At 70.4% G+C, this 26,100-nt stretch carries 22 protein-coding genes and 1 tRNA gene; 13 read left to right on the top strand and 10 right to left on the bottom strand.

Going from position 1 to position 26,100, the window contains the following annotated elements:
• Positions 1-216: hypothetical protein (locus ABZT18_RS22335; protein WP_355252396.1), on the top strand; the 216-nt coding region annotated here is incomplete at its 5' end.
• Between the two features lie 103 nt (positions 217-319).
• On the opposite strand, the gene ABZT18_RS22340 is transcribed toward ABZT18_RS22335, so the two are convergent.
• Both ABZT18_RS22340 and ABZT18_RS22345 read right to left on the bottom strand, forming a co-directional pair.
• A complete protein-coding gene (locus tag ABZT18_RS22340) occupies positions 320-553 on the bottom strand; it encodes a hypothetical protein (protein WP_355252399.1) in 234 nt (77 codons plus the stop codon).
• Complete coding sequence (locus tag ABZT18_RS22345) at positions 472-1,758, bottom strand: pyridoxal-dependent decarboxylase (protein WP_355252402.1); 1,287 nt, start codon at positions 1,756-1,758, stop codon at positions 472-474. Before ABZT18_RS22345 ends, ABZT18_RS22340 begins: the two co-directional genes overlap by 82 nt.
• Positions 1,759-2,019: 261 nt before the next feature.
• On the opposite strand from ABZT18_RS22345, the gene ABZT18_RS22350 reads away from it, so the two are divergent.
• The gene (locus ABZT18_RS22350) at positions 2,020-4,281 is read left to right on the top strand and encodes a cellulose binding domain-containing protein (RefSeq protein ID WP_355252405.1); all 2,262 of its coding nucleotides are present in this window, start codon (positions 2,020-2,022) and stop codon (positions 4,279-4,281) included.
• A gap of 199 nt (positions 4,282-4,480) precedes the next feature.
• Here ABZT18_RS22350 and ABZT18_RS22355 read toward each other — a convergent pair whose 3' ends face one another.
• Entirely contained in the window at positions 4,481-5,503 is a 1,023-nt protein-coding gene (locus tag ABZT18_RS22355) for an LLM class flavin-dependent oxidoreductase (RefSeq protein WP_355252408.1), read from the bottom strand.
• Positions 5,504-5,563: 60 nt separating this feature from the next.
• Entirely contained in the window at positions 5,564-6,043 is a 480-nt protein-coding gene (locus ABZT18_RS22360; RefSeq protein ID WP_355252411.1) for an Lrp/AsnC family transcriptional regulator, read from the bottom strand.
• An 83-nt stretch (positions 6,044-6,126) separates the two neighbouring features.
• Between ABZT18_RS22360 and ABZT18_RS22365 the strand changes: the two genes are divergently transcribed.
• The gene (locus ABZT18_RS22365; RefSeq protein ID WP_355252414.1) at positions 6,127-7,305 is read left to right on the top strand and encodes an aminotransferase class I/II-fold pyridoxal phosphate-dependent enzyme; all 1,179 of its coding nucleotides are present in this window, start codon (positions 6,127-6,129) and stop codon (positions 7,303-7,305) included.
• Positions 7,306-7,317: 12 nt separating this feature from the next.
• Here the strand turns inward: ABZT18_RS22365 and ABZT18_RS22370 are convergent, their stop codons facing one another.
• Together ABZT18_RS22370 and ABZT18_RS22375 are read right to left on the bottom strand one after the other, a co-directional pair.
• Entirely contained in the window at positions 7,318-7,968 is a 651-nt protein-coding gene (locus ABZT18_RS22370) for an NAD-dependent epimerase/dehydratase family protein (protein WP_355252417.1), read from the bottom strand.
• 482 nt (positions 7,969-8,450) lie between these two features.
• Positions 8,451-8,526: transfer RNA gene (locus ABZT18_RS22375), tRNA-Leu, on the bottom strand.
• A gap of 96 nt (positions 8,527-8,622) precedes the next feature.
• Between ABZT18_RS22375 and ABZT18_RS22380 the strand changes: the two genes are divergently transcribed.
• The 8 genes from ABZT18_RS22380 to polA all read left to right on the top strand — a co-directional run bounded on the left by ABZT18_RS22380 (position 8,623) and on the right by polA (position 18,708).
• Positions 8,623-9,246 (top strand): response regulator, encoded by a 624-nt coding sequence (locus ABZT18_RS22380; protein ID WP_354994970.1) that lies wholly within the window; start codon positions 8,623-8,625, stop codon positions 9,244-9,246.
• Between the two features lie 71 nt (positions 9,247-9,317).
• The gene (locus ABZT18_RS22385; protein ID WP_354994761.1) at positions 9,318-10,496 is read left to right on the top strand and encodes a hypothetical protein; all 1,179 of its coding nucleotides are present in this window, start codon (positions 9,318-9,320) and stop codon (positions 10,494-10,496) included.
• A gap of 365 nt (positions 10,497-10,861) precedes the next feature.
• Positions 10,862-12,013 carry a branched-chain amino acid ABC transporter substrate-binding protein gene (locus tag ABZT18_RS22390; RefSeq protein WP_354994760.1) on the top strand — a complete coding sequence of 384 codons (1,152 nt, stop codon included), beginning with the start codon at positions 10,862-10,864 and terminating at the stop codon, positions 12,011-12,013.
• 69 nt (positions 12,014-12,082) lie between these two features.
• Positions 12,083-13,066, top strand: a complete 984-nt coding sequence (locus ABZT18_RS22395) for a branched-chain amino acid ABC transporter permease (protein WP_354994759.1) — start codon at positions 12,083-12,085, stop codon at positions 13,064-13,066.
• Positions 13,063-14,241: a branched-chain amino acid ABC transporter permease gene (locus ABZT18_RS22400; protein ID WP_354994758.1), complete on the top strand. Its 1,179-nt coding sequence runs from the start codon at positions 13,063-13,065 to the stop codon at positions 14,239-14,241. Before ABZT18_RS22395 ends, ABZT18_RS22400 begins: the two co-directional genes overlap by 4 nt.
• Complete coding sequence (locus ABZT18_RS22405) at positions 14,234-15,175, top strand: ABC transporter ATP-binding protein (protein WP_354994757.1); 942 nt, start codon at positions 14,234-14,236, stop codon at positions 15,173-15,175. The genes ABZT18_RS22400 and ABZT18_RS22405 overlap by 8 nt, the downstream gene beginning before the upstream one ends.
• Positions 15,162-15,875 carry an ABC transporter ATP-binding protein gene (locus tag ABZT18_RS22410; RefSeq protein WP_354994756.1) on the top strand — a complete coding sequence of 238 codons (714 nt, stop codon included), beginning with the start codon at positions 15,162-15,164 and terminating at the stop codon, positions 15,873-15,875. The genes ABZT18_RS22405 and ABZT18_RS22410 overlap by 14 nt, the downstream gene beginning before the upstream one ends.
• Positions 15,876-16,008: 133 nt before the next feature.
• Complete coding sequence (gene polA, locus ABZT18_RS22415; RefSeq protein WP_354994755.1) at positions 16,009-18,708, top strand: DNA polymerase I; 2,700 nt, start codon at positions 16,009-16,011, stop codon at positions 18,706-18,708.
• 209 nt (positions 18,709-18,917) lie between these two features.
• Here polA and ABZT18_RS22420 read toward each other — a convergent pair whose 3' ends face one another.
• The 3 genes from ABZT18_RS22420 to ABZT18_RS22430 all read right to left on the bottom strand — a co-directional run bounded on the left by ABZT18_RS22420 (position 18,918) and on the right by ABZT18_RS22430 (position 20,607).
• The gene (locus ABZT18_RS22420; RefSeq protein ID WP_354994754.1) at positions 18,918-19,265 is read right to left on the bottom strand and encodes a DUF3140 domain-containing protein; all 348 of its coding nucleotides are present in this window, start codon (positions 19,263-19,265) and stop codon (positions 18,918-18,920) included.
• Positions 19,252-19,473 (bottom strand): DUF2945 domain-containing protein, encoded by a 222-nt coding sequence (locus ABZT18_RS22425; RefSeq protein ID WP_354994753.1) that lies wholly within the window; start codon positions 19,471-19,473, stop codon positions 19,252-19,254. The genes ABZT18_RS22420 and ABZT18_RS22425 overlap by 14 nt, the downstream gene beginning before the upstream one ends.
• A gap of 327 nt (positions 19,474-19,800) precedes the next feature.
• On the bottom strand, positions 19,801-20,607 hold the full coding sequence (locus tag ABZT18_RS22430) for a class I SAM-dependent methyltransferase (protein WP_355252420.1): 807 nt from the start codon (positions 20,605-20,607) through the stop codon (positions 19,801-19,803).
• A gap of 301 nt (positions 20,608-20,908) precedes the next feature.
• Between ABZT18_RS22430 and rpsA the strand changes: the two genes are divergently transcribed.
• Complete coding sequence (rpsA, locus tag ABZT18_RS22435) at positions 20,909-22,516, top strand: 30S ribosomal protein S1 (RefSeq protein WP_354994750.1); 1,608 nt, start codon at positions 20,909-20,911, stop codon at positions 22,514-22,516.
• 276 nt (positions 22,517-22,792) lie between these two features.
• The gene (gene coaE / locus ABZT18_RS22440) at positions 22,793-23,974 is read left to right on the top strand and encodes a dephospho-CoA kinase (protein ID WP_355252423.1); all 1,182 of its coding nucleotides are present in this window, start codon (positions 22,793-22,795) and stop codon (positions 23,972-23,974) included.
• Between the two features lie 41 nt (positions 23,975-24,015).
• Here the strand turns inward: coaE and ABZT18_RS22445 are convergent, their stop codons facing one another.
• Positions 24,016-25,896, bottom strand: coding sequence for a hypothetical protein (locus ABZT18_RS22445; RefSeq protein ID WP_355252426.1), 1,881 nt, complete (start codon positions 25,894-25,896; stop codon positions 24,016-24,018).
• Between the last annotated feature and the right edge of the window lie 204 nt (positions 25,897-26,100).

A 26,100-nucleotide genomic window follows, 5' to 3' on the forward strand; every position in this document is an offset into this window, starting at 1 on the left:
CTCGGCTCGGCTCGGCTCGGCTCGGCTCGGCTCGGCTCGGCTCGGCTCGGCTCGGCTCGGCTCGGCTCGGCTCGGCTCGGCTCGGCTCGGCTCGGCTCGGCCCGGCTCGGCTCGGCTCGGCTCGGCTCGGCCCGGCCCGGCCCGGCCCGGCCCGGCTCGGCCCGGCCCGGCCCGGCCCGGCCCGTCGATCATGGACTCGTGGTGGGCGGAACATGAGTCAGCGCCCGGTTTGGGGGGCACCACAACTCCTTGATCGACGGCGCGGGGGCGCGGGCGCGGGGGCGGGGCGGGGGAGGTGGACGGTGGACGGTGGACGGTGTCAGGGCGTTTGTAGGGTGTTGGCCTTTTCGGTTAGCAGCCGCCACGCCTCGTCGATGTGTGCTTCGGTGCTCTGCGGTGAGCCGATCGCCAACCGCAGCGTGTAGCGGCCGGCGACCCGGGTGTGTGTCAGGTGCACCCGCCCGGTGCCGTTCACCCCGGCCAGCAGTGCCGCGTTGGCGTCGTCGTCGGCGCGCAGTCGGAAGCAGACCAGCGAGAACGGGTGCGCCGCCACCACTTCGAACCGGTCGTCGGAGCGGACCCGCTCGGCGAACCGGGCGGCCAGCGCCACCCGGAGCGGATGTGCGCCCGCAGCCCCTCGACGCCGTACCAGCGCAGCACGAACCACAGCCTCAGGGCTCGGAACCGCCGGCCCAGCGGCACCTGCCAGTCCCGGTAGTCGATCACCGCGCCGGATTCGGAGGCCGCGTTGCGCAGGAACTCCGGCAGCACGGTCAGCGCCTCGATCAGCTCGGCGCGGTCGGCCACCCAGAACGCATCGCAGTCGAAGCCGGTGAGCAGCCACTTGTGCGGGTCGAAGCAGTACGAATCGGCGTACTCCAGGCCGACGTGCGACCACCGCAGCTCGGGGCAGACGGCGGCAGCGCCCGCGTACGCGGCGTCCACGTGCAGCCAGATCCCGTACTCGGCGCAGATCGCCCCGATCTCCGGCAGCGGGTCGATGGCGGTGGTGGAGGTGGTGCCGATGGTGGCCACCACGATGGCGGGAACGTCTCCGGCGGCCAGGTCGGCCTCGATCGCCGCGCGGAGGGCACCCGGCAGCAGCGCCTGCGTGTCCGGGTCGACCTCGATCGGCCGGACCCCGTCGGTGCCCAGCCCGGCGATCCGGACGGCCTTCTCGATGGAGGAGTGCCCGTGGACGGAGGTGTACGCGCGGTAGCGCCGGTCGATGCCGGTGTCGCGCCAGCGGCCTCCGCTGGCCCGGTGCAGTGCGGCCAGGGTTGCCACCAGGGTCGCCGAGGAGGCCGAGTCCTGGATGACCCCACCGCCGGGGCCGGTCGAGCGGAACCGCCGCGGAAGGTCCAGCAGTTGGGCCAGCCAGTCCATCATCACCGTCTCCAGCTCGGTGCAGGCCGGGCTGGTGGCCCACAACATGCCCTGCACACCGAGCCCGGAGCTGACCAGGTCACCGAGCACGCTCGGGCCGGAGGTGTTGGCCGGGAAGTACCCGAAGAAGCCCGGGTGCTGCCAGTGGGTCAGCCCCGGTACGACGATCGAGTCCAGGTCGGCGAGGACCGCCTCGACCGGTTCGCCGCCGGCGGTGGGCGGCGCGGTGGGGAGAGCGGCGGCCACCGTGCCCGGAGGATCGGCCGGGGCGACCGGTCGTTGCTCCACCGTCGCCCAGTAGTCGGCGATCCAGTCGACGACGGCGTGGCCGGCGCGGCGGAACTCGGCGGGGTCCATGTGGGGAGCGCTCACCGAACGAGTTGATCAGTCATCGATCATCGGGGCAAGGCCAGGCGTGGTCGTCGGCTTGTCGAGAGCAAGCAACGGTCATCGATGTTGCGCCGTGGAAAGCGCTTGCCATACGATGCGCGGTGGAGTCGGATCCGTGAGTTCCAGGGCGTTCAACCCCCGATCAGATCGCCGTCCACCGCCGTCGCGGCAGACGCGTCCACTGTGCTTCCCGGGCTGGCCGGTGGGTCGCAGCGATCACCACCGGATCCCCGGAGGCAGTCCATGCACTCGTCCAGACATCGGCTGATCCTGCTCGCAGGTACGACGGTTGCCGCCGTCGTGGCCGGCACCCTCGGCACGGTGGTCGCCTCGGCCGCCGCCGCCGGCTGCCGGGTCGACTATCAGGTCACCAACCAGTGGCAGGGCGGCTTCGGCGCCAACGTCACCGTCACCAACCTCGGCGACCCGGTCACCGGGTGGGCCCTCACCTGGTCGTACACCGCGGGCCAACAGGTCACCCAGGCGTGGAACGCCGTCGTCACCCAGTCTGGTGCCCAGGTCACCGCACGCAACGTCGACTACAACGCCACCATCGCCACCAACGGCACCGCCACGTTCGGCTTCAACGCATCGTGGACCAGCAGCAACACGGCTCCGGCCAGCTTCGCGCTCAACGGCGTCACCTGCACCGGCGCCCCACCCACCAACGGACCGACCACCCCACCGCCCACCACGCCGCCGCCCACCACGCCGCCCCCGACCACCCCACCGCCGACCACCCCACCGCCCACCGGTAGTGGGATGCAGATGGAGGACCTGGACCGAGGGCTCATCAGCGTCCGCTCCGGCAGCGGCAACCTGGTCTCCTGGCGGCTGCTCGGCACCGAGACGTCCGGGGTGGCGTTCAACCTGTACCGGGGGTCGACCAGGGTCAACGCCAGCCCGATCACCGGCGCCACCAACTACCTCGACAGCGGTGCGGCGGCCGGCTCGGCGTACACCGTGCGGGCGGTGGTGGGCGGTGCCGAGCAGGCGGCGTCGGCGCCGGCCCTGGAGTTCGGCGCGGGCTACCTGGACGTGCCGTTGCAGGTCCCGGCCGGCGGCAGCACCCCCAGCGGCGAGAGCTACACCTACAGCGCCAGCGATGCCTCCGTGGGTGACCTCAACGGCGACGGCAGCTACGAGATCGTGCTCAAGTGGGAGCCGTCGAACGCCAAGGACAACTCCCAGTCCGGCTACACCGGCCCCGTCTACGTCGACGCGTACACACTCACCGGCACCCGGTTGTGGCGGGTTGACCTGGGCCGCAACATCCGGGCCGGCGCCCACTACACCCAGTTCCAGGTGTACGACTACGACGGCGACGGGCGCGCCGAGGTGGCCATGAAGACCGCCGACGGCACCCGCTCGGGCACCGGTCAGCTCATCGGGTCGTCGTCGGCGGACCACCGCAACTCCAGCGGCTACGTGCTGGCCGGGCCGGAGTACCTGACCATGTTCGACGGACGCACCGGCGCGGTGCTCTCCACCGTCAACTACGACCCGCCGCGCGGCACCGTCTCCTCCTGGGGTGACTCGTACGGCAACCGGGTGGACCGGTTCCTCGCCGGCACCGCGTACCTGGACGGGCAACGCCCCTCGCTGATCATGGCCCGGGGCTACTACACCCGTGCGGTCATCGCGGCCTGGGACTTCCGCAACGGCACGCTGACCAAGCGCTGGACGTTCGACTCGAACGCCTCCGGCAACGGCGCCGCCGCCGGGCAGGGCAATCACCAGCTCTCCGTCGCCGACGTCGACGGTGACGGCCGTCAGGAGATCGTCTACGGCGCCGCCACCATCGACGACAACGGTCGGCTGCTCTACTCGACGGGCAACGGGCACGGCGACGCCCTGCACGTCGGGGACCTCGACCCGGGCCGTGCCGGCCTGGAGGTGTTCAAGGTCGACGAGGACGCCAGCAAGCCCAGCTCCTGGTTCGCCGACGCCCGTACCGGTCAGATCCTCTGGTCCACCCCTGCCTCCGGAGACAACGGCCGGGGCGTCTCCGCGGACATCTGGGCGGGCAGCCCCGGTGCGGAGTCGTGGTCGTCAGCGGTCGCCGGACTGGCCAACACCAGAGGGCAGAACATCGGCCGCAAGCCGTCGTCGGCCAACTTCCTCGCCTGGTGGGACGGCGACCCGATGCGGGAACTGCTCGACGGCACGAAGATCGACAAGTATGGCACCGGTGGCGAGACCCGGCTGCTCACCGGCAGCTCGGTGGCGTCCAACAACGGCACCAAGTCCACGCCGGCGCTCTCCGGAGACATCCTGGGCGACTGGCGCGAGGAGGTGATCTGGCGAACCACCGACAGCCGGGCGCTGCGCATCTACAGCACACCCACACCGACCAGCACCCGGATCCACACCCTGATGCACGATCCGCAGTACCGGGTGGCGGTCGCCTGGCAGAACACCGCCTACAACCAGCCGCCGCACCCGGGGTTCTTCATCGGCGATCAGATGGCCAGCCCACCCACCCCGAACATCTACCTACGCTGATCTGACTCTGGCGGGCCCGAGCGGGGTCGCCTAGGGTGGCAGGCACCGGGCCGCAGCCGCGGAATCCGCTCAGCTCCGGCCCGGTGCGCCACACCGCGGCATTCCCGACCCGTCCCGACCGGGAATGCCGTACCACCACCGGCACCAACATTAGGCACCCCGCGGGTCGCGGGGGTGACGCCGACGTGAAGATCGTGTTTCACGCCTCCCGGCGTAGACCGCCTGCCACCTGCTCGGCGATCAGCTCGTACGACCGCACCCGGTCCTTCACGTCGTACACCAGCGTGGTCAGCATCAGCTCGTCCGCGCCGGTGCGCTCCACCAGATCGGTCAGCTGCCGGCGCACCGTCTCCGGTGAGCCCATCGCCTGACCGTCGCGGCGCTGCAGCACAAACTCCCGCTCGATCTCGGAGTACGGGTACGCCGCCGCCTCGTCGGGCGTCGACAGCGGCTCCGGCCGGCCGGAACGCAGCTTCAGGAACGACAGGGCGCTCGGCCCCGTCAGCCATTCGGCACGCTCGTCGGTCTCCGCGCACACCGCGTTGACCGCCACCATCGCGTACGGCTTGTTCAGCCACTGCGACGGCCGGAAGTTCTGCCGGTACAGGGCCAACGCCGGCAGGGTGTTGGCCGAGCTGAAGTGGTGCGCGAAGGAGAACGGCAGACCGAGCAGGCCGGCCAGTTGGGCGCTGAAACCGCTGGAGCCCAGCAGCCACACGGCCGGCTGCTCACCGCGACCCGGCGTGGCGATGATCTGCCCCGGCCGTTCCCCGCTGAAGTAGTTCATCAGGTCGTCCAGTTCGCGCGGGAAGCCCTCCGCCGACAGGCCCTCCATGGTGCGGCGCAACGCCAGCGCGGTCACCTGGTCGGTGCCCGGCGCCCGCCCGATGCCCAGGTCGATCCGGCCGGGGTGCAGCGCCTCCAGGGTGCCGAACTGCTCCGCCACGACCAGCGGCGCGTGGTTGGGCAGCATCACCCCGCCCGACCCGAGGCGGATCGTCGAGGTGTTCGCGGCCAGGTGCGCCAGCAGCACCGCGGGGGCGGAGCTGGCGATCGCCGGCATGTTGTGGTGCTCGGCCACCCAGAATCGGTGGTAGCCCAGCTCCTCGGTGCGCCGGGCCAACTCGGTGGTGGCTTCCAGGGCCGCGCCGACAGTGGTGCCCCTGGCGACCGGGGCAAGATCAAGAACAGACAACGGTACGGTAATCACACGCTTGGCCAACCCGTCGGCGGCCGGTTTTGTTCCGCGATGCGGTCATTGGTTGGCCAGTTCACCCGCTGCTCAGCCCATCCCGCGGGCCTGTTCGAAGATCAGGCTGGTCTGGGTGTGCTGCACCACCGGATTGACGGCGAGATGGTCCAGCACGAAGTCGCGCAACGCGTCACCGGACGCCGCCCGCACGTGCAGCACGTAATCCTCCGCACCCGCCACGTGGAACACCGACACCACCCCGGGCAGCCGCACCGACCGGGCCCGGAACGCGTCCACCGCCGCCCGCTCGTGCGCGGTCAGCCGTACCGACACCAGCGCCTGCAACGGCAGACCGAGCGCGGCCGGATCCACCTCGGCGTGGAAGCCGCGGATCGCGCCACGCTCGCGCAAGGCCCGGGTGCGGGTCAGACACGTCGACGGCGCCACCCCCACCCGCTCGGCGAGGGCGTTGTTCGGCAGGCGACCGTCCGCGGCCAACTCGGTCAGAATCGCGCGGTCCACCTCGTCCAGGGCCGGGTGGGACCGCACATCGTTCGGCTCAGGGCGCATCTCGCCATCCTCGTCCGAATCCGTCAGCAAAACCAGCCCGCTGAACAGAATTATCTCCCATCCTATTGCCTCTATGTCGGCGGATGTTCGACGCTACCGCCATGACAACGGTGGACACCCGGGCCGTGCACGCCGGCCGCGACGACCTGCGGACGCTCGGCGTGCACGTACCGCCGATCGACCTGTCCACCACCAACCCGCTGCCCTCGGTGGAGGACGGCGGGAACGCCTACGAGCAGCTCGCCACCGGCGGCCTCCGCCCAGCCGAGGGTGGCTCGGTCTACCAGCGGCTGTGGAACCCCACCGTGGCACGCTTCGAGACCGCTCTCGCGGAGCTCGAAGGCACCGAGCAGGCGGTCGCCTTCGCCAGCGGCATGGCCGCCCTCACCGCCACCCTGCTCGCCGCCGCCCGTGACGACCGCCGGCACGTCGTCGCCGTCCGACCCCTGTACGGCGGAACCGACCACGTGCTCGCCACCGGCCTGCTCGGCACCACCGTCACCTGGGCACGCCCCGACGAGGTCGCCGCGGCCATCCGCCCCGACACCGCACTGGTCATCGTCGAGACGCCCGCCAACCCCACCCTCGACCTGGTCGACATCGCCGCCCTCGCCGCCGCAGCCGGTGACGTCCCGTTGTTGGTCGACAACACCGTCGCCACCCCCGTCCTGCAACAGCCGGCCCGGCACGGCGCCGCCCTCGTGCTGCACAGCGCCACCAAGAGCATCGGCGGTCACGGCGACGTGCTCGCCGGCGTCGTCGCCTGCGACGCCAACTGGGGCGCCCGGCTACGCCAGGTCCGCGCGGTCACCGGTGCGATCCTGCACCCGCTCGGCGGCTACCTGCTGCACCGCGGCCTGCAGACCCTGCCACTGCGGGTCCGCGCCCAGCAGGCCAGCGCCGAGAAACTCGCCGGCTGGCTCGCCGAGCACCCCGCCGTACACCGGGTGCACCACCCCTCCGTGCACGACCCGGCGGCGCTGGTCGGCCGCCAGATGGCCGGACCCGGCAGCCTGCTCGCCTTCGAGGTACGCGGCGGCGCAACCGCCGCGGCCGCCGTCGCGGGCGCCTGCCAACTGATTACCCACGCGGTGTCCCTCGGTGGCGTGGACACCCTGATCCAGCACCCCGCCTCACTCACCCACCGACCCGTCGAGGGCGACGCGAAGCCCGTCGGCGCGCTGCTGCGCATCTCGGTCGGCCTGGAGGACCCCGAAGATCTGCGCGTCGACCTCGCCCGCGCGCTCGACACGCTCGGCTGACCGGACACCAGGTCAGATCAGGTCGCGGTTCCCCAACACCCTGTTGGGCGAGCCCTGCCGAGCCACCCGCAGCATCGCCCGGCCGATACCGTCGGTCGTGGTGATCTGATTCGGAAACAACCGGCGCAAGACCGGAAGGAGCGGGCGAGTGATCGCGTACCCGATCCGATAGGCACTGGTCCGCGACACCGCCCCGTACGTCGGCTGGATGAAACCGGGCCGTGCCGCATAGCCGTTGGGCAGCAGCTCGATGACCGCGTTCTCGGTACGACCCTTGACCCGCGCCCACGTCACCCGACCCCGACCCGACGAATCGGTCCCGACACCCGAGACGTAGACGAAGGTGACCTGCGGACTCACCTCGGCCAGCAGCCGCGCCGCCGCGAGCGGGTAGTCGTAGCTGATCCGGGTGTACGCGGCCTCGTCGAGGCCCAACGACGAGACGCCCAGGCAGTAGAAGCAGGCGTCGACACCGGTCAGCTCGGCTCGCACCGCGTCCAACTCGCCCACGTCGGCGACGGTCAGCTCACGCAGCTTCGGATCCTGCCGACCGGTCGGCCTCCGCCCGACCGTCACCACCTCCCGCACGTCGTCGGCGAGCAGGCACTCGCGCAGCACGCCCTGGCCGACCATGCCGGTCGCACCGAAGATGACCACTCGCATCAGTTCCCACCCCTGTCGTGAACTCGCCACCAGCTGTCCCGCCGCATCGCACCCAGGCTGTCACGGCCGACCTGAGCACCGAGGTGGGGGCGCGGCCGTCAGGACTTCGGGCCCACGTGCCGGTCCAGTGTGGCGACAGCTCCTCGCCGCGCCACCGAGAGCGAGTTGCGCCGGTTCATTCGCCAGGCGATGCCGAGCAGGTCGAGGCGAGATGTCCGTCGCCAGGTGGAGGCCGAGCAGGTAAAGGTATGCCGACGGATCTGTCTGATTCTCGACGTTGGGCCGGCAGCGAAAACAGCGTAGTGCGGTGTCGTGTCTTCCTGACTCAGCCCGCTCCCTGCACCAGCCCCGGACGGTTGGGTGGGGGAGTCTCAGGCGTCGAGCGACCTCGGCGACCGTGAGGCCGGCGAGGTGCTGCTGCGCCCGTATGCGCGGTTCAGGTGGATGCACACAGTGAGTTTGGAACAGCCGTACGACAAGTTTGGTGCCCCCGGTGGGATTCGAACCCACACTGTATGGATTTTGAAACCATTGTCTCTGCCATTGGACTACAGGGGCCTTCAGTTTCCCGCCGTGGATAGGTTACCTACTACGCTGAGGGCGGTGACACCCGGCTGGGCGGGTGCTGAGTTCGAACTGGTGGGGGTAGGGCTGGTGGCTGAGATGCCGACGGATGCCGAGCGCAGGCGCGTGTTGATCGCCGAGGACGAGGCGCTGATCCGGCTGGACCTCGCCGAGATGCTGGTCGAAGAGGGCTACGAGGTGGTGGGGGAGGCCGGTGACGGTGAGACAGCCGTCCGCCTCGCCGAGGAGTTGAAGCCCGATCTCGTCATCCTCGACATCAAGATGCCGATCATGGATGGGCTGGCCGCCGCCGAGCGGATCGCCGGCGCGCGGATCGCCCCGGTGATCATTCTGACCGCGTTCAGCCAGCGTGACCTGGTGGAGCGGGCGCGGGCGGCGGGCGCGATGGCGTACCTCGTGAAGCCTTTCCAGAAGAGCGACCTGGTCCCGGCGGTGGAGATCGCGCTGTCGCGCTACTCGGAGGTCGCGGCCCTGGAGGCCGAGGTCGCGAGCCTGACCGACCGCCTGGAGATCCGCAAGACGGTGGAGCGCGCCAAGGGCGCGCTGATGACCACGTACGGGATGACCGAGCCGCAGGCGTTCAAGTGGATCCAGCGCACGGCGATGGATCACCGGATGACCATGAAGGAGGTCGCCGAGCGGATCCTCACGGAGACCGCCGGCGGTGAAGTGGCGCAGCAGCCGACCGTCTGAGCATCCGACCCGCGCGGATTCGGGCTGCTGCGGGGCCACCACGCGCGGTGCTCGGTGACTAGCATCGACGTGTGTCCGTCCGACGGGTGACTGCGGTGTTCGGCCTCTTCGCGCTGCTGCTCGCCGGGTGCGACGGGCCGGCCGCGCCGAGCGGCGCCGGGTCGACGACGGCCGCCGCGCCGACGCTCCGGCCGGATTGGCAGCCCTTGGCGCTGCCGGCGCCGCCGGGTGGCGCGGGCCGTCTGCTGATACGCGACGCGACGTCGTGCGCGGGTCGATGGTTCCTGGTCGGTGGCGTCGCCGACGCCGCCGGCGGCACTCGTCCGGCGGCGTGGACCAGCGTGGACGGTGCGACCTGGACGGTGCTGCCGGTGCGTGCGGATTCCTTCTACGGTCGGCAGAACGTCTTCTTGTCGGTGGCTTGCCGGGACGGGAAGGCGGCGCTGATCGGTGCCAAGACCGGTGGCGCGCATGGCTATCCGCGGGTGAGCACGTGGCGGCAGGTGGCTGACGGTGCGCTGGTCGAGGTGCAGGCGTCGTTCGAGACGTACGGCGGGCCGACGGCGGTGAACGTGTCCCGCCTGGCGGCTGGCGCGCAGGGCTGGTTGATCGTCGGTAACCGTTCGGCGGGTGCGGCCTCCTGGGTGTCGTCGCCGGATGCGGCGGAGTTCGCGCTGGTGGAGGGTGCGCCGGAGCTGGCCAGTGACACCGTCGGGGTGACCTGGGCGTTCGACGCGGTGGCGACGTCGTCGGGCTGGCTGGCGGTGGGGGGTCTGTTGCCGGCCGGCCGGATCGACCGGGACCCCGCGTCGTGGTCGTCGCCGGACGGGCGGTCGTGGCGGCGCACCGTGTTGCCGGGCGGGTCGGAGTACGAGGAGTTGCAGCGGGTGGCGCTGGTCGGCGGGGTGCCGGTCGCGGTGGGGCTGCGCGGGGCGACGTTCGGCGCGTGGCGGCAGGAGACGGCGGGTTGGGTGGCCGCTGGGACGTTCGGGCGACGGGGCGGCGCCGGGGTGCCGGTGGTGTCGTCGCTGGTGTCGTCCGGGGATCGGCTGTTCGCCGCGGTGGCTGATGGGGCGCGGCACTCGGTGTGGGTGTCGACGGATCGGGGTGGGTCGTGGCGGGAGGCCGCGATGCCTCTCGATGTGCCGGCGGCCGTTGATCGGGATGTCACGCTGGTGGCGGTGGGTGACCGGTGGTGGTTGGCGGCGGACGACGGCGCGCGGGCCGGGCTGTGGTGGGCGGGCGTCTGAGCGCCAACGGTCGCCGTCGCGTGCCGCCCGGGTGCGATGCGCTGAGCCGTTTCCGCAGTTCAGTGGTCTTTTCGTCGGGTGGGGCCGGTCCGGGTGGGTGCGGGTGGACTCCGGCCCCGGACGCGGGTTTAAGGACCAAACGACGGGTTCACCTGTTACGGACATCGACGTGATTGCCCACGTCTTCGTAACGGTTTCGTAGACCCAGCGTTCAGGCCTTCCGGGACGGTATGCGGTGTCGGTACGCTCCGCCATCACGAGCCGTAACGCAGGGGCAGTCCCTGCGGGGTGGGTGGAATTGCGGTCTGCTGCTGTCGCCGGTGCTTCGGGTCAGCCGCGTCCGCATCTGGAGGAGGTCTGAAGCCGTGAGGCGAAGCTATGTACGGGCGCTGGGCACCGTTGCGCTCGCCGCGACCCTGGTGGTCGCGGCTGGTTGCCAGGATTCTGGTGGCGACGAGGGTGGAAACGCGTCCGGTGACTGCGGTGGCAAGATCGCGATCTTTGGCGCGTTCACTGGTGACAACGCGGGTCTGGTGATCCCGTCGCTGAACGGCGCGAAGCTCGCCGTGGAGCAGTTCAACACCGCGAACCCGAACTGCAAGGTCACCATGCAGGAGTTCGACACCCAGGGTGACCCCGCGGTGGCGACCCCGTTCGCGAACCAGATCGCGGGCGACAACTCGTTCCTCGGTGTCATCGGCGGTCACTTCTCCGGTGAGTCGGACGCGACGATGCCGATCTACCAGGCCGCGGGCCTGGCGATGGTCAGCCCGTCGGCGACCCGGACCGACCTGACCCAGAAGGGCAACACGTCCTTCTACCGCGTGGTCGGCAACGACGGCACGCAGGCCGGCGCGGTGGCGAGCTACCTGAAGACCCAGAACGCGCAGAAGGTCTTCATGGTCGACGACGCCAGCGCCTACGGCGCCGGCATCACCGACGAGCTGAGCAAGCAGCTCGGCCCGCTGGTCGTGAACAAGGACAAGATCCAGGAGCGGCAGACGCAGTTCGACGCCACCATCTCCAAGATCAAGTCCGCTCAGGCGGACTTCGTCTTCTACGGTGGCTACACCCGTGAGGCCGCTCCGCTGGTGAAGCAGATGCGTGCCGCCGGTGTCCAGGCCAAGTTCGTCGGGCCGGACGGTCTCTACGACACCGCGTTCCCGAAGGGTGCCTCCGGTGGCGCCGAGGGCGCGATCATCACCTGCCCGTGCCTCCCGGCCGACAAGGCCGGCGGCACCTTCTCCGCCGACTACCAGAAGAAGTTCGGCATCCCGCCGGGCTCCTACGGTGCGGAAGGCTTCGACGGCGCCACCATCTACCTGGACGCCTTCAAGGCTGGCAAGAAGAGCCGGGGGGACATCCTGGCGTTCGTGAAGTCGTACGACAAGCAGGGTGTGTCGAAGTACATCAAGTTCGACGCCAAGGGTGACGTTGACCCGACGAAGGTCGTCATCTGGGCCTACCAGATCAAGGGCGAGGCCATCGAGCCGCTGCAGGAGCTCAAGCTCAGCTGACGCCCACGCAATGGAGTGCGGCCGGGGTGTGTGTTCACCCCGGCCGCACTCGATTCAAGGAGACCCCCGGTGCATTTCGATGAACTGATCGGCCATCTCGGCCAGCACACGGTCGACGGCCTGTCCAAGGGCGCCATCTATGCCCTGATCGCCCTTGGCTACACCCTCGTCTATGGCGTCCTTCGTCTGATCAACTTTGCCCACTCCGAGGTGTTCATGGTCGGCACCTTCGCGGTGCTGATCGTCTGGAACCAGCTCGGAGTGGAAAATAACCCGCCTATCGGCCAGGCGATCCTGCTCCTGGTGCTCGGTCTGATCGTCGCGGCGGTCGCCTCCGGCGGCACGGCCCTGGCGCTCGAACGGATCGCGTACCGGCCGTTGCGACGCAAGAACGCGCCGCCGCTGATCTTCCTGATCACCGCGATCGGCCTGTCCCTGGTCTTCGTGGAGCTGTTCGGGCAGGTGCTGCCGAAGCTGCTCGGTGGCGTGTTGCCGGATGTATTCGGTAGGCCTCGGCAGATCGTCGGTATGCCGACGATCATCCAGCAGGAGACCCTATTCACCATCGGCAACACGGCGATCACGAACATCCAGCTGATCGTCTTCGTCGCGGCCGTGGCGATGATGGCGCTCCTGGACTGGTTCATCAACCGCACCCGGTACGGCCGGGGTGTGCGGGCGGTGGCCCAGAACCCGGAGACCGCCGCGCTGATGGGCGTCAACCAGGAGCGCGTGATCATGCTGATCTTCGTGCTCGGTGGCATCATGGCCGGCGCCGCCGCGCTGTTGTGGAGCATGCGGTTCGGCTTCACGCAGAACAGCATCGGCTTCGTGCTCGGTTTGAAGGCGTTCACCGCAGCGGTGCTCGGCGGCATCGGCAACCTGCGCGGTGCGCTGCTGGGTGGCCTCTTCCTCGGCATCGTCGAGGTCTACGGCGCGACGCTCTTCGCGTCCAACTGGGAGGACGTCATCGCCTTCGTGGTGCTGATCGTGGTGCTGATGTTCCGGCCCACCGGCCTGTTGGGTGAGTCGCTCGGGAGGGCCCGCGCATGATCGACAAAGTTCGCTCCGCAGATCGTCGCCGGGTCGGTTTTCTGACCTCGGTCGGCGAGCGCTGGCAGGCGCTGCCGAAGTGGCAGAAGGCCATCGGCGTGGTCGCCCTGCTCGTCTTCGTCTACTCCCTGCCGTACCTGGGCAAGCTGCCCGGTGGTCTGATGGTCCCCGGTCTGAACGACCTTCGCACCGACTCGATCGACGGCGGCAACAACTGGGCGGGCGTGCTCTTCGTCTGCGCCATCTACGTGCTTGTCGCGATCGGTTTGAACGTGGTGGTCGGCCTCGCCGGCCTGCTCGACCTCGGCTACATCGGCTTCTTCGCCATCGGCGCGTACAGCGTGGCGCTCTTCGGCTCGGTGAACTCGCCGGTCGTCAAGTGGATCCAGCAGGAGTTCAACCTGCCGCCGACCTGGGCGGTGACCTGGGGAATCTGCCTCCTGCTCGCGATCGTCCTGACGATGATCTCCGGTGTGCTGCTGGGTTGGCCGACGCTTCGGTTGCGCGGTGACTACCTGGCCATCGTCACGCTCGGCTTCGGTGAGATCATCCGCATCGTGGCCCGCAACGCCACCGGGGTCACCAACGGTCCGGTCGGTATCTCGGCCATTCCGGGTCCGGAGGGTCCGCCGTCGGCGGACAACAAGGTCTTCGGTCTGATCGACGCGAAGCCCTGGTACTGGTTGGCGATCACCTTCGTACTGCTGATGGTGATCCTGGTTCGTCGGTTGGAGCACAGTCGGGTCGGTCGCGCCTGGCTCGCGGTCCGCGAGGACGAGGACGCCGCCGCGGTGATGGGCGTGTATCCGTTCAAGTTCAAGCTGTGGGCATTCGCCATGGGCGCGGCGCTCGGCGGCCTGTCGGGCTTCCTCTTCGGCAGCCGTAACGCGTTCATCGACCCCACCCAGTTCAACGCGAACCTCTCGATCCTCTTCGTCGCCATGGTCGTGGTCGGCGGTTCCGGCAACATGATCGGCGTCTCGCTCGGCGCGGTCCTGCTGGCGTACCTGCCGGAGCGGTTCCGCGACTTCGCCGACTACCGGTGGCTGGTCTTCGGGTTGGCCATGGTGCTGGTGATGATCCTGCGTCCGCAGGGCCTGATCCCCAGCCGGCGGCGGGCCCGTGAGTTGAAGGACCGCGCGGCGGAGGCAGAGGAGGCGCCTGCTCATGTCTGACCAGACCACCAGCACGTCCGCGCCGAAGATCCCGGCCCAGCCGGGGCCCCGGTCGGTACTGCTCGAAGTCGACGACGTCACGCTCCGCTTCGGCGGCGTGGTCGCCCTCGACAAGATCAATTTCAAGATCTACGAGGGTGAGATCCTCGGTCTCATCGGGCCCAACGGCGCCGGCAAGACCACCAGCTTCAACGTGATGACGGGGGTCTACAAGCCGACCTCCGGAGCGGTCCGGTTCCAGGGTCAGCGGGTGACCGGCCGCAAGCCGCACCAGATCAGCCAGCTGGGCATCTCCCGGACGTTCCAGAACATCCGTCTCTTCCCGGAGATGACGGCGCTGGAGAACGTCATGGTCGGCACCGACTCCCGGCACAAGACCAGTGTGCCCGGGGCGCTCTTCCGGTTGCCTCGGCGCAGGCCGAAGCCGCACGAGTTGCCGCAGGTCACCGCCGAGTCGGGCATCCAGCGGTCGTGGCAGGAGATTCGTCGGACGTTCGCCAAGATGTTCGGGCTGTCCCGGCACATCCTGGAGGAGCGGGCGGCCGAGTCCAAGGCTCTCGAACTGTTGCGCTTCGTCGGGATCGCCGACCGGGCCAACGACGAGGCCCGCAACCTGCCGTACGGCTACCAGCGTCGGTTGGAGATCGCCCGCGCGCTGGCCACCGAGCCGAAGCTGATCTGCCTGGACGAGCCGGCCGCCGGCTTCAACCCGGCGGAGAAGGAGGAACTGCTCACCCTGATTCGGAACATCCGGGACATGGGCCTGACCGTGCTGCTCATCGAGCACGACATGCGGCTCGTCATGGGGGTCACCGACCGGATCGTGGTGCTGGAGTTCGGCCGCAAGATCGCCGAGGGTGCGCCCGCGGAGGTCAGCCGCGATCCGAAGGTGATCGCCGCGTACCTGGGGGAGCCCGCCGATGACGCTGCTTGAGCTTGAGGACGTCGCCGTTGCCTACGGCCGGATCGAGGCGCTGCACGGCATCAGCCTGAGGGTCGACGAGGGCGAGGTGGTGGCCCTGATCGGCGCGAACGGCGCCGGGAAGACCACCACCATGCGGGCCATCTCCGGGACCCGGGCGCTGGCCAGCGGGAAGATCACGTTCAACGGTGAGGACATCAGCAAGCTCCGGGCCGACCTGCGGGTGGTCCGGGGGCTGTGTCAGTCGCCGGAGGGGCGGCAGATCTTCCCGGGTATGACGGTGATGGAGAACCTGGACATGGGGGCGTACACCCGGCGGGACTCCGCCGGCATCGCCGCCGACCTGGACCGGGTGCTGACCCTCTTCCCGCGGCTGGCCGAGCGGCGCAAGCAGGCCGGCGGCACGCTCTCCGGCGGCGAGCAGCAGATGCTCGCGGTCGGCCGGGCGCTGATGAGCCGACCGAAGCTGCTGCTGCTCGACGAGCCGTCGATGGGTCTGGCCCCGTTGGTGATCCGGCAGATCTTCGACATCATCACGGAGATCAATCAGCAGGGCACGACGATCCTGCTGGTGGAGCAGAACGCCCAGCAGGCGCTGTCGCGGGCACACCGCGGTTACGTGTTGGAGACCGGTCAGATCGTGAAGGAAGGGTCCGGTCAGGACCTGCTGCACGATCCGTCGGTCAAGGAGGCGTACCTCGGCGTGGCCTGAGCCATCCAACCGGCGGCCGGTCATCCCTCGCGGGGTGGCCGGCCGCCGGCGTTCGGGCCGGCTGTCGTTTCGGCGTCGGGTCACCCGGTGCCGCCGGCCAGGGATGTCGGTGCGACGGACTAGAGTCGCTGCCGTGACAGCTACGACGCCGCGCCTGCTCCTCGTCGACGGACATTCCCTGGCATACCGGGCTTTCTTCGCCCTGCCGGTGGAAAACTTCTCCACCACGACAGGTCAGCCGACCAACGCGGTGTACGGCTTCACCTCGATGCTGATCAACGTGTTGCGTGACGAGCAGCCCACCCACATCGTCGTGGCCTTCGACGTCTCCCGCCACTCCTTCCGCACCGACAAGTACGCGGAGTACAAGGCCGGCCGCAGCGAGACCCCGACCGACTTCAAGGGCCAGGTCAGCCTGGTCAAGGAGGTCCTGGCCGCGCTGCAGATCCCGGTGGTGGAGATGCCGGGCTACGAGGCCGACGACGTCATCGCCACGCTCGCCTGCCAGGCCCGCGACCAGGGCATGACGGTGCTGATCAGCAGCGGTGACCGGGACGCGTTCCAACTGGTCGACGATCAGGTCACCGTTCTCTATCCACGCAAGGGCGTCTCTGACCTGGCCCGGATGGACCCGGCAGCGATCGAGGCGAAGTACGGCGTCGGGCCGCAGCAGTATCGGGACCTGGCCGCGCTGGTCGGTGAGACCAGTGACAACCTGCCCGGCATTCCGGGCGTCGGCCCGAAGACCGCAGCCAAATGGATCACCATGTACGGCGGCGTGGAGGGCGTGATCGCCCGCGCCGACGAGATCAAGGGCAAGGCCGGCGACAGCCTGCGCGAACGGCTCGCCGACGTGATCCGCAACTACGAGATCAACCGTCTCGTCTCCGACCTGGAGCTGCCGCTGCGCCCGGAGGACACCCGGTGGACCGGTTGGGACCGGGAGGCGGTGCACCAGGTCTTCGACACCCTCGAGTTCCGCATCCTGCGTGACCGTCTCTATCAATACCTGGAGGCGGTCGAGCCGGAGGCCGAGTCCGGTTTCGACCTCACCGGCGAGGTGCTCACCGAGCCCGGGGCGCTGGCGGGCTGGCTGACCACGCACGCCCCGACCGGCACCCCGGTCGGGCTGGCGGTCAAGCTCGACACCGGCCCCAACCGCCGGCACACCGCCTCGATCACGGGTCTGGCGCTGGCCACCGCTGGCGGTGCGGCGGCCTGGGTCGACCCGGCGGGGCTCGACCCGACCGACGAAGGCGCCCTGGCCAGCTGGTTGGCCGACGCCCAGCGCCCCAAGGTGCTGCACGACAGCAAACCGGCGGTGCTGGCCTGCGCCGCGCACGGTTGGCAGCTCACCGGCATCGTCCGTGACACCCAGATCGCCGCGTACCTGGCCCGCCCCGACCAGCGGTCCTACGATCTGACCGACCTCGCGCTGCGCTACCTGCACCGGGAGCTGCGGGTGGACGTCCCCGAGTCCGGCCAGCTCACCCTGGACGGGCTGGGCGACGAGGGCGTGGTCGAGCAGAATCTGATGCTCCAGGCCCGGGCCACCCTCGACCTGGCCGACGCGATCGACGCTGAGCTGTCCCGCGACGGCGAGCAGTCCGCCCGGCTGATGGCCGGGGTGGAGCTGCCGCTGATGCGGGTGCTGGCCGGCATGGAGAGCACCGGCATCGCCGCCGACACGGACTATCTGTCCGAGTTGGAGGCGCACTTCGCCGCCGAGGTGAAGGCTGCCGCGCAGGGCGCGTACGAGGCGGTGGGTCGGGAGTTCAACCTCGGCTCGCCCAAGCAGTTGCAGGAGATCCTCTTCACCGAGCTGGGCCTGCCGAAGACCAAGAAGATCAAGACGGGTTACACCACCGACGCCGACGCCCTGCAGTGGCTCTACGCGCAGAACCCGCACCCCGTGCTGGCCCACCTGCTGCGCCACCGGGACGTGGCCAAGCTCAAGTCGACCGTGGACGGTCTGCTCAAGTCGGTCTCCGACGACGGCCGGATCCACACCACCTTCAACCAGACGGTGGCGGCCACCGGCCGGCTCTCCTCCACGGAGCCCAACCTGCAGAACATCCCGATCCGCACCGAGGAGGGCCGGCGCATCCGTCGGGCCTTCGTGGTGGGGGAGGGCTACGAGTGCCTGCTCACCGCCGACTACAGCCAGATCGAGATGCGCATCATGGCGCACCTGTCGTCGGACGACGCGCTGATCGAGGCCTTCAACTCCGGCGCCGACTTCCACGCCACCACCGCCTCGTCCGTCTTCGGGGTGCCGCTCGACGAGGTCACCCCCGACCAGCGCCGCAAGATCAAGGCCATGAACTACGGCCTGGCGTACGGGCTGAGCGCGTTCGGCCTGTCCCAGCAGCTCAGCATCGGCACCGACGAGGCGCGCGGGCTGATGGAAAACTACTTCGCCGGCTTCGGCGGGGTGCGCGACTACCTACAGCAGGTGGTTGCCAGGGCACGCCAGGACGGCTACACCTCGACCATCCTGGGTCGCCGTCGCTACCTGCCCGACCTGGTCAGCGACAACCGGCAGCGCCGCGACATCGCCGAGCGGATGGCGCTCAACGCCCCGATCCAGGGCTCCGCGGCCGACATCATCAAGGTGGCGATGCTGCACGTCGACACCGCGCTTGGCGAGGCCGGTCTGCGTTCGCGGATGCTGTTGCAGGTGCACGACGAGCTGGTCTTCGAGGTCGCCCCCGGTGAGCGGGAGGCGTTGGAGGCACTGGTCCGGCGGGAGATGGGCGGGGCGTACCCGCTGTCGGTGCCGCTGGAGGTGTCGGTCGGCGAAGGGCGGGACTGGAACAGCGCCGATCACTGATTTTCTTGTTGCCCCGGAACCCTGACGAGGGGTTGTGATCGGTGCTGTTCGGCGTTGGTCATCTGAGTGGTTGGGCTGGCGACTCACCTGTCGCGAGCGTTATGACTCAGAGGCATATTTATACCTTTGGGTCATAACGCTCGTTGGGGTGTCGCCCCGGGTGGACCTCACGCTCCGTGTCGCCCCAGCGACGAGGCTGGCCTGGCCGGCTACTTCAGGGGGTCGTGGCCCCAGTTCATGAGGGACCAACGCCATCTGGTGTCGCGGACGTTGCCGGACGGGCGCTGCGCCATGTGCCGGCGTACGTAGCCGACCACCTTGCGCATGTGCTTGTAGTCGCCCTCGGACAGGTCGCCACGCTTGCGACGCAACAGGTTGACGATCTTCCGGCCGGAGTCGTGTCCAACGGACTCGCCGCCACCGGACTGGCCGCCCTTGTGCCAACCGACCTGCTTCGACTCGTCGGTTTCCAGCCAGCCGGACAGCTCGCCGGGCTTCATGTTCACCGCCTCGGTGAACTCCCGGTAGGTGTCCCGCCCGTCGTCACGACCGCTCATGACGCAGCACCTCGGGTCGGTGGGCCACGTCGCGGCCCGAATCGTCGTTGCGGATCCGGTACTGCGGGTCGTCGTCGGTCGCGTTCACGGGGTGCCCGCGTACGTGCGTCCGATCGGTCAGCTTCTCCTTGACCACGCCGTACGCCCGGCCGCTGTGACTGGCCCAGGAGACGTGGTCGCCGTCGCGGAATTCCCTCTGCTCGGCCATACGCTCCGGCTACCCGGCACCGCATGGGCGAAACGGCGGCCGAAGCGGCCGACTACGGCGTGATCTCGGCGATCGGCAGTTTGATGTCGAACGGTTCGGTCAGCTCGATCACGTCGGCACCGTCGGTGATCAGCTCGTACTGCCGCTCACCGCCGGGCCCGACCCGGTCGCGAGACGATCTCCACGGCGAGGACGACGTCCGCCCCCCGCGTCGACGAGTTCGACGCGGGGGGCGTCGTCCGGCAGGGCGAGCAGGTCCTCCAGCGTGTAGTCCGCGAGCGTACCGGCCATCGATGGGGTGGGGGTCGCGCCGCGCGTGCGACGCGGTCAGTCGGCGGGCTTCTCGGTGACGAAGATGGCGGTGCCGGGGAAGAGTCGACCCCGTAGCGGGCTCCACTGCCCCCAGATCCCCTCGTGTCCCTTCGGCCACTCCGGCTCCACCAGGTCCAGCAGCCGGAACCCGACACCGACCAGCTCGCGGATCCGGTCGCCGAGCGTGCGGTGCTGCTCGACGTAGGTGGCCACGCCGGATTCGTCCTGTTCCACGTAGGGGGAGCGGTCGAAGTACGAGTGCACGGCCGTCAGCCCGCCCTCGCCCGGGTCGTCGAGGAAGATCCAGCGCATCGGGTGGGTCACCGAGAACACCCACCGCCCCCCGGGGCGCAGCACCCGATGCACCTCGGCGAGCAGGGCCGCCGAGTCGTCCACGAACGGGATCGCGCCGAACGCGGTGCAGGCGACGTCGAACGACCGGTCGGCGAACGGCAGGGCCAGCGCATCGGCCTGCACCAGCGGTACGCGTACCCCGGTGCGGTCGGCGGCCTCGGCGGCGTGCCGCAACATGCCGGCGGACAGGTCGAAGGCGACCGGCCAGGCGCCCTGGGTCGCCAGCCAGCGGGCGGCCGCCGCCGCGCCGCCGCCCACCTCCAGCACCCGCCTCCCGGGAAGGTCACCGAGCAGCCGGGCGTCGGCCTCGCGCAGCCCTTCCGGGCACCAGACGAAGTCCACGTCACCGAGGAACGCGCCGTGCTCAGCCTGGTAGTCGTCGGCGTCGGTGTCCCACCAGCCGCGGTTGGCCCGCCGGGCCTCGGCGTCACCCACCCGGCGCCGGGTGACCCGGCTGTCGTCATCCACGCGCTCACGCTAGGCCCCGCCACGGCTCCTGGGGGCGGTGGGCGGGGCCGACCCGCCGGGACGCTCGCACCGCCAGTCAACCCACCCGTCCCGTGGTGCTCCTGGGACCGCTGTGACGTAGGAGACAGCAGGGGTGGTTTCCGGGCGATTGTTCGGCTTTCGCAGGTCATCGCACGAAGAGAAGCCGGGAGGGCTTGCACGCTGTGGTAATGCGCACGGTAGGCTAGACGATGCGCTCGCGGATCGTGTGTCTCGGCAGGGAGCAGGTGCGCGGTCGACGGAGTCACATCATGATCTCACTGTGATCGTTCGGTGTGCCCGGCGACGGATCCGCTGGCGCGAACAGGTCACTGCGACACCAGCCTGCTGTGACAACCCACCGACCGGAGCAACCGCCCACATGACGAGCAGCATCGAGGCCCCCTCGAGCGCCACCCGGGTCACCCACGACGATCTCGGTTCCGAGGAGGCATTCCTCGCCGCGATCGACGAGACCATCAAGTACTTCAACGACGGCGACATTGTCGAAGGCACCGTCGTCAAGGTCGATCGGGACGAGGTCCTGCTCGACATCGGCTACAAGACCGAGGGTGTCATCCCCTCTCGTGAGTTGTCGATCAAGCACGATGTGGACCCCGCCGACGTTGTGACGGTTGGTGACCACATCGAGGCCCTGGTCCTCCAGAAGGAGGACAAGGAGGGTCGTCTGATCCTCTCCAAGAAGCGGGCACAGTACGAGCGGGCCTGGGGCACGATCGAGAAGATCAAGGACGAGGACGGCGTCGTCCGCGGTTCGGTCATCGAGGTGGTCAAGGGCGGCCTCATCCTCGACATCGGGCTGCGCGGCTTCCTGCCCGCGTCCCTGGTCGAGATGCGGCGCGTGCGCGACCTGCAGCCGTATGTCGGGCGGGAGCTCGAGGCCAAGATCATCGAGCTGGACAAGAACCGCAACAACGTGGTTCTGTCCCGCCGGGCCTGGCTGGAGCAGACGCAGTCTGAGGTGCGCACCGAGTTCCTCAACAAGCTGCAGAAGGGCCAGGTCCGCAAGGGCGTCGTGTCCTCGATCGTCAACTTCGGCGCATTCGTGGACCTCGGCGGCGTCGACGGTCTGGTGCACGTCTCCGAGCTGTCCTGGAAGCACATCGACCACCCGTCCGAGGTCGTCGAGGTGGGCCAGGAGGTCGAGGTCGAGGTCCTGGACGTCGACCTGGACCGCGAGCGGGTCTCGCTGTCGCTGAAGGCGACCCAGGAGGACCCGTGGCGGCAGTTCGCCCGCACCCACGCGATCCAGCAGATCGTGCCGGGTAAGGTCACCAAGCTGGTGCCGTTCGGTGCGTTCGTCCGGGTGGACGACGGCATCGAGGGCCTGGTCCACATCTCCGAGCTGGCCGAGCGCCACGTGGAGATCCCGGAGCAGGTCGTCCAGGTCGGCTCCGAGGTCATGGTCAAGGTCATCGACATCGACCTGGAGCGCCGCCGGATCTCGCTGTCGCTCAAGCAGGCCAACGAGGGCTTCGTCGAGGGCGAGGAGCACTTCGACCCGACCCTCTACGGCATGGCCGCGACGTACGACACCGAGGGCAACTACATCTACCCGGACGGCTTCGACCCGGAGACGGGCGAGTGGCTCGAGGGGTACGACAAGCAGCGCGAGACCTGGGAGAGCCAGTACGCCGAGGCTCGTCTGCGCTGGGAGGCCCACACCAAGCAGGTGCAGACCTCTCGGGCTGCCGACGCCGAGGCCGCTGCCAACCCGACTCCGGTCGTTCCGGCCGCTGGCGGCGGTGGCGGTGGCACCACCTCTTCGTCCAGCCCGGCCCCGAGCCGGCAGGCCGAGGAGCCGGCTGGCACCCTGGCCACCGACGAGGCGCTCGCCGCACTGCGGGAGAAGCTCGCCGGCGGTAAGTGACCCGCTGAACGACGACAGGCCCCGTCCCCGCGATCTCCGGATCGTTGGGGGCGGGGCCTTCGCCGTACTCCGGCGGGCTGCGGCCAGCGCGCCACGCGCGGAGGCCGGCTGATTACAAGATCGCGCTCGATCCAGGATGTAGGGGCCTCCGTGCCGCCAGAACACCACTACATCCTGGATCGAGCACGATCTTGCGGGGTCGGGGTCGGGCCGCGTGATGTTGCTGGGTTGTTGGTGGGTTTGGCGGCCGGGCTCGTGATCCGGTTGACTGGTCGGGTGCTGAGGGTGGGGTTGACCGGCGGGATCGGGTCGGGCAAGAGCGCGGTGGCCGCGCGGCTCGTCGAGCGGGGCGCGGTGCTCATCGACGCCGACCGGGTGGCCCGGGAGGTCGTCGCGCCGGGCACGGAAGGACTGGCCGAGATCACTGCCGCCTTCTCCGACGCGGTGCTGGATGCCGATGGCGCGCTGGACCGTGCGGCACTGGGCGCGGTGGTGTTCGCCGACGAGACCGCCCGCCGTCGGCTGGAGGCGATCACCCACCCCCGGATTCGGGCCCGCACCGCAGAGTTGACCGCCGCGGCGGCACCCGACGCGATCGTCGTCAACGACGTACCGCTGCTGGTCGAGGTGGGTCTTGCGCCCACGTACCACCTGGTGATCGTGGTGCAGACGGCCGTGACGACGCGACTGGAACGGCTGGCGCGTGACCGGGGGATGGGTCGCGCGGAGGCCGAGCGGCGAATCGCCGCCCAGGCCGACGACGCCCGTCGCCGGGCTGCTGCGGACGTGGTGCTGACCAACGACGAGAGCCTGGCGGCGTTGCATGACGCCGTGGACGCGCTCTGGTGGCAGCGGCTGCTGCCCTACGAGAACAACCTGCGCGAGCGGCGGGTGGTCCCGCCGGGTCGGGTCGACCTGGCCGGGAGCGACGCGAGTTGGCCCGAGCAGTACGCGCGGCTGGCCGCCCGGATCCGGCATGCGCTCGGCTCGGACGACCTGCGGATCGACCACGTCGGCTCGACCGCGGTGTCCGGCCTCGCCGCCCGGGACGTCATCGACGTCCAGGTGGCCGTGCCCAGCCTCGCCGACGCCGACGGGGCGCTGGCTGACCGGTTGGCGAACGCCGGTTTCCCGCGGGTGCCGGGGCAGTGGTGGGACGATCCGCGCCCGGCCGGCGGTGGTCGGTGGGAGAAGCGACTGCACGGCAGCGCGGACCCGGGCCGCCCGGTGCGCCTGCACGTGCGGGCGGCGGGCTCCCCGGGCTGGCGGTACGCGCTGCTGATGCGCGACCACCTGAGTGCCGACCCGGATCAGCGGGCCGCGTACCTGCTGCTCAAGCGGGACCTGGCCGACGCGGCGCCGGAGGCCGGCGACTCCGGCACGGCCGGCCACCCGTGGTTCGACGAGGAGTATCTGCGGGCCGAGCGGTGGGCCACACAGGCCGACTGGCGGCCCTGAGGGGCACGGGTCAGCGGGCGCGGGGCCGAGGGGTCGGCGGGTCAGCGGGCGCCGGGCCGAGGGGCCGGCGGCCGAGGCTTGGCGGCCGGGCGGGGAATCGGGGCCAGTCGAGGCACCACGGCGGGGTTGAGATCCAGTTGGGCCCACGCGCTGGCGCCGGTGTGCAGCTCCAGCCGGCGTAGCGACCCGTCCCGGTCGATCCAGTAGCGCAGCCGCGCGTCGGCCGGGCCCAGCTCGACGACGTCCACGGTCCGCCCGACGACGACGTCCTCGCGTACCCGGACGGCCGCACCGCTCGGCCCGACCGACCCGGCGGCCACCGCGGCGTCAACCAGCAGGCTCAGGTCGTCCCCGCCGGATCGGGAGACCCGCCACGCCCCGGCCGGCGGCGCCAGCGGTGGCCGGCCCGGCGCCTCCGCGGTGCCGCCACCAGCAGCGACCGCCGGCAGATCCGCCCGGGCCAGACCGCCGCTGTCGCGCCGCAGCAGGGTCCGCCGGTCCGGCGCGCCCAGGTCGGCAACCGCGAGGTACGCGGTACGCGCGGTCCAGCTCAACCAGCCGGCGCCCCGCAGGTTCGTTTCCGTGCCCACCGGCGCGGTCAGCGTCACCGTGGCACCACCCTGCGCGCGTAGCCGGGCCGGCAGCCGGTCCAGCCGGCGCTGCTCGGCGTTGGTCAACGCGCGGGGCAAGCCGGGCCGGCCGCCGAGCGCGTCCACCGGCCGCAGTGTCGGTCGGTCCGCCCGGTTGAGAATCATCGTGACCGGGCCGACGCCGGGCAGCCGCGTCACCAGCTTGTGCAGCCGGGCGTCCTGGTCGAGCCAGTACCGGGTCTGCGTGTCCGGATCGGTGCCCGCCGACCCGGCGTCCGGCACGGGTGCCACGGTGCCCGGTGCCGTGCTACCCGGTGCTGCGCTGGCGGCGGGTGGTGTCCGGGCGGGCAGGGGCGCCTGAAGGACGTCCACCGGGCCGCCCGCCATGGTGTCCCGGGAGATCCACCGCGCGCCGCCGCCGGGCACCGTCCGGGTCGTGTCTGGGCGGTCGGCGGCGAGGCCGAGGAGCAGATCGAGCACCGGTGCGAGGTTCGCCCCGGGTGCCAGGCGGTGCAGCCGCCAACGGTCCGATGGAGGCACCAGTGGCGGGGCGGCGGGGGTGGGCACCGCCGCCGGGTCAGGCCGGATCACCAGCACCGGGCCGGCTCTCTGCAACAGCCCGCGCTCGGCACCCGCGCCGGGTCCGCCCACGTCGACGTAGAGCAGTGACCGAGACCAGTCGACCCAGCCCACCAGCTCGATCCGGGCTGCGTCGGTGCCGGCGGTGACGCGGACCCCGGTGCGCAGGTCCCGCAGGTTGGTGACCCGCATGGCGGCCAGCCGCTCGCCCTCCGCGATGGTCAGCGGCCGGGCCGGCTCGGGCGGATCGGGCGCCCAGCTCAACAGCCCGAGCACCAACGCCGTCGCGGACGTCGCCGCGGTCAGGGCGAGCAACAGCAGCACCGTACGTCGGCGACGGCTGGCCGGGGCCGGACCGGCGGTGTCTGCCGTTCGGGAGGCGGAGTCTGCGGTGTCGTCGAGGTGGCTGGTCGTCCCGATTTCCTCGGGCCCCCTACCGGTGGCGGCCCGGCGGGCGCCGGTGGGCCACCCGGCCGTGGACCCGCTGCCGGTGTCGGTGGTCGGGGTGGCCTCGGAGGCGCTGGCCGAGCCGTTGCGGTGCCGTCCGGTGCCTGGCCGCCCGCCGGCGGTGGGGCCGCTGGGACGCCCGGCGGCGGTGCTGTCCGGCCGGGGCGTGCCCCTGGGCGTGGTGTCAGGTGCCGGGGTCGGGGAGGTGTCCACGGAGGTGAAACGGGCGGGGAGGCGCTGGGGTGACGAGCAGGGGCGCTCGCGGCGGCCGGTCTGCGCCTCGAGCGCGACCACACGGGTGCGCACGCCGGACGAGCCGGGTGCTGCGACCGCAGTGCCGGGGGCGGCCGGCCGTGATGACGGCCTGGCCACCGGCCCGGTCGGCCGCCGCGAGCGGCCTACATGGAGAGGGTAGTCCCGGTGACATGCGCCACACAATGGGAATATTGAAGCTGATCACGTACCTGGCGTGACGGCCGTTCCTGTCGGACCTCCGGCGTACCGTTGAGG

The sequence above is a fragment of the Micromonospora sp. NPDC005291 genome (assembly GCF_040607415.1).
Classification (GTDB): domain Bacteria; phylum Actinomycetota; class Actinomycetes; order Mycobacteriales; family Micromonosporaceae; genus Micromonospora.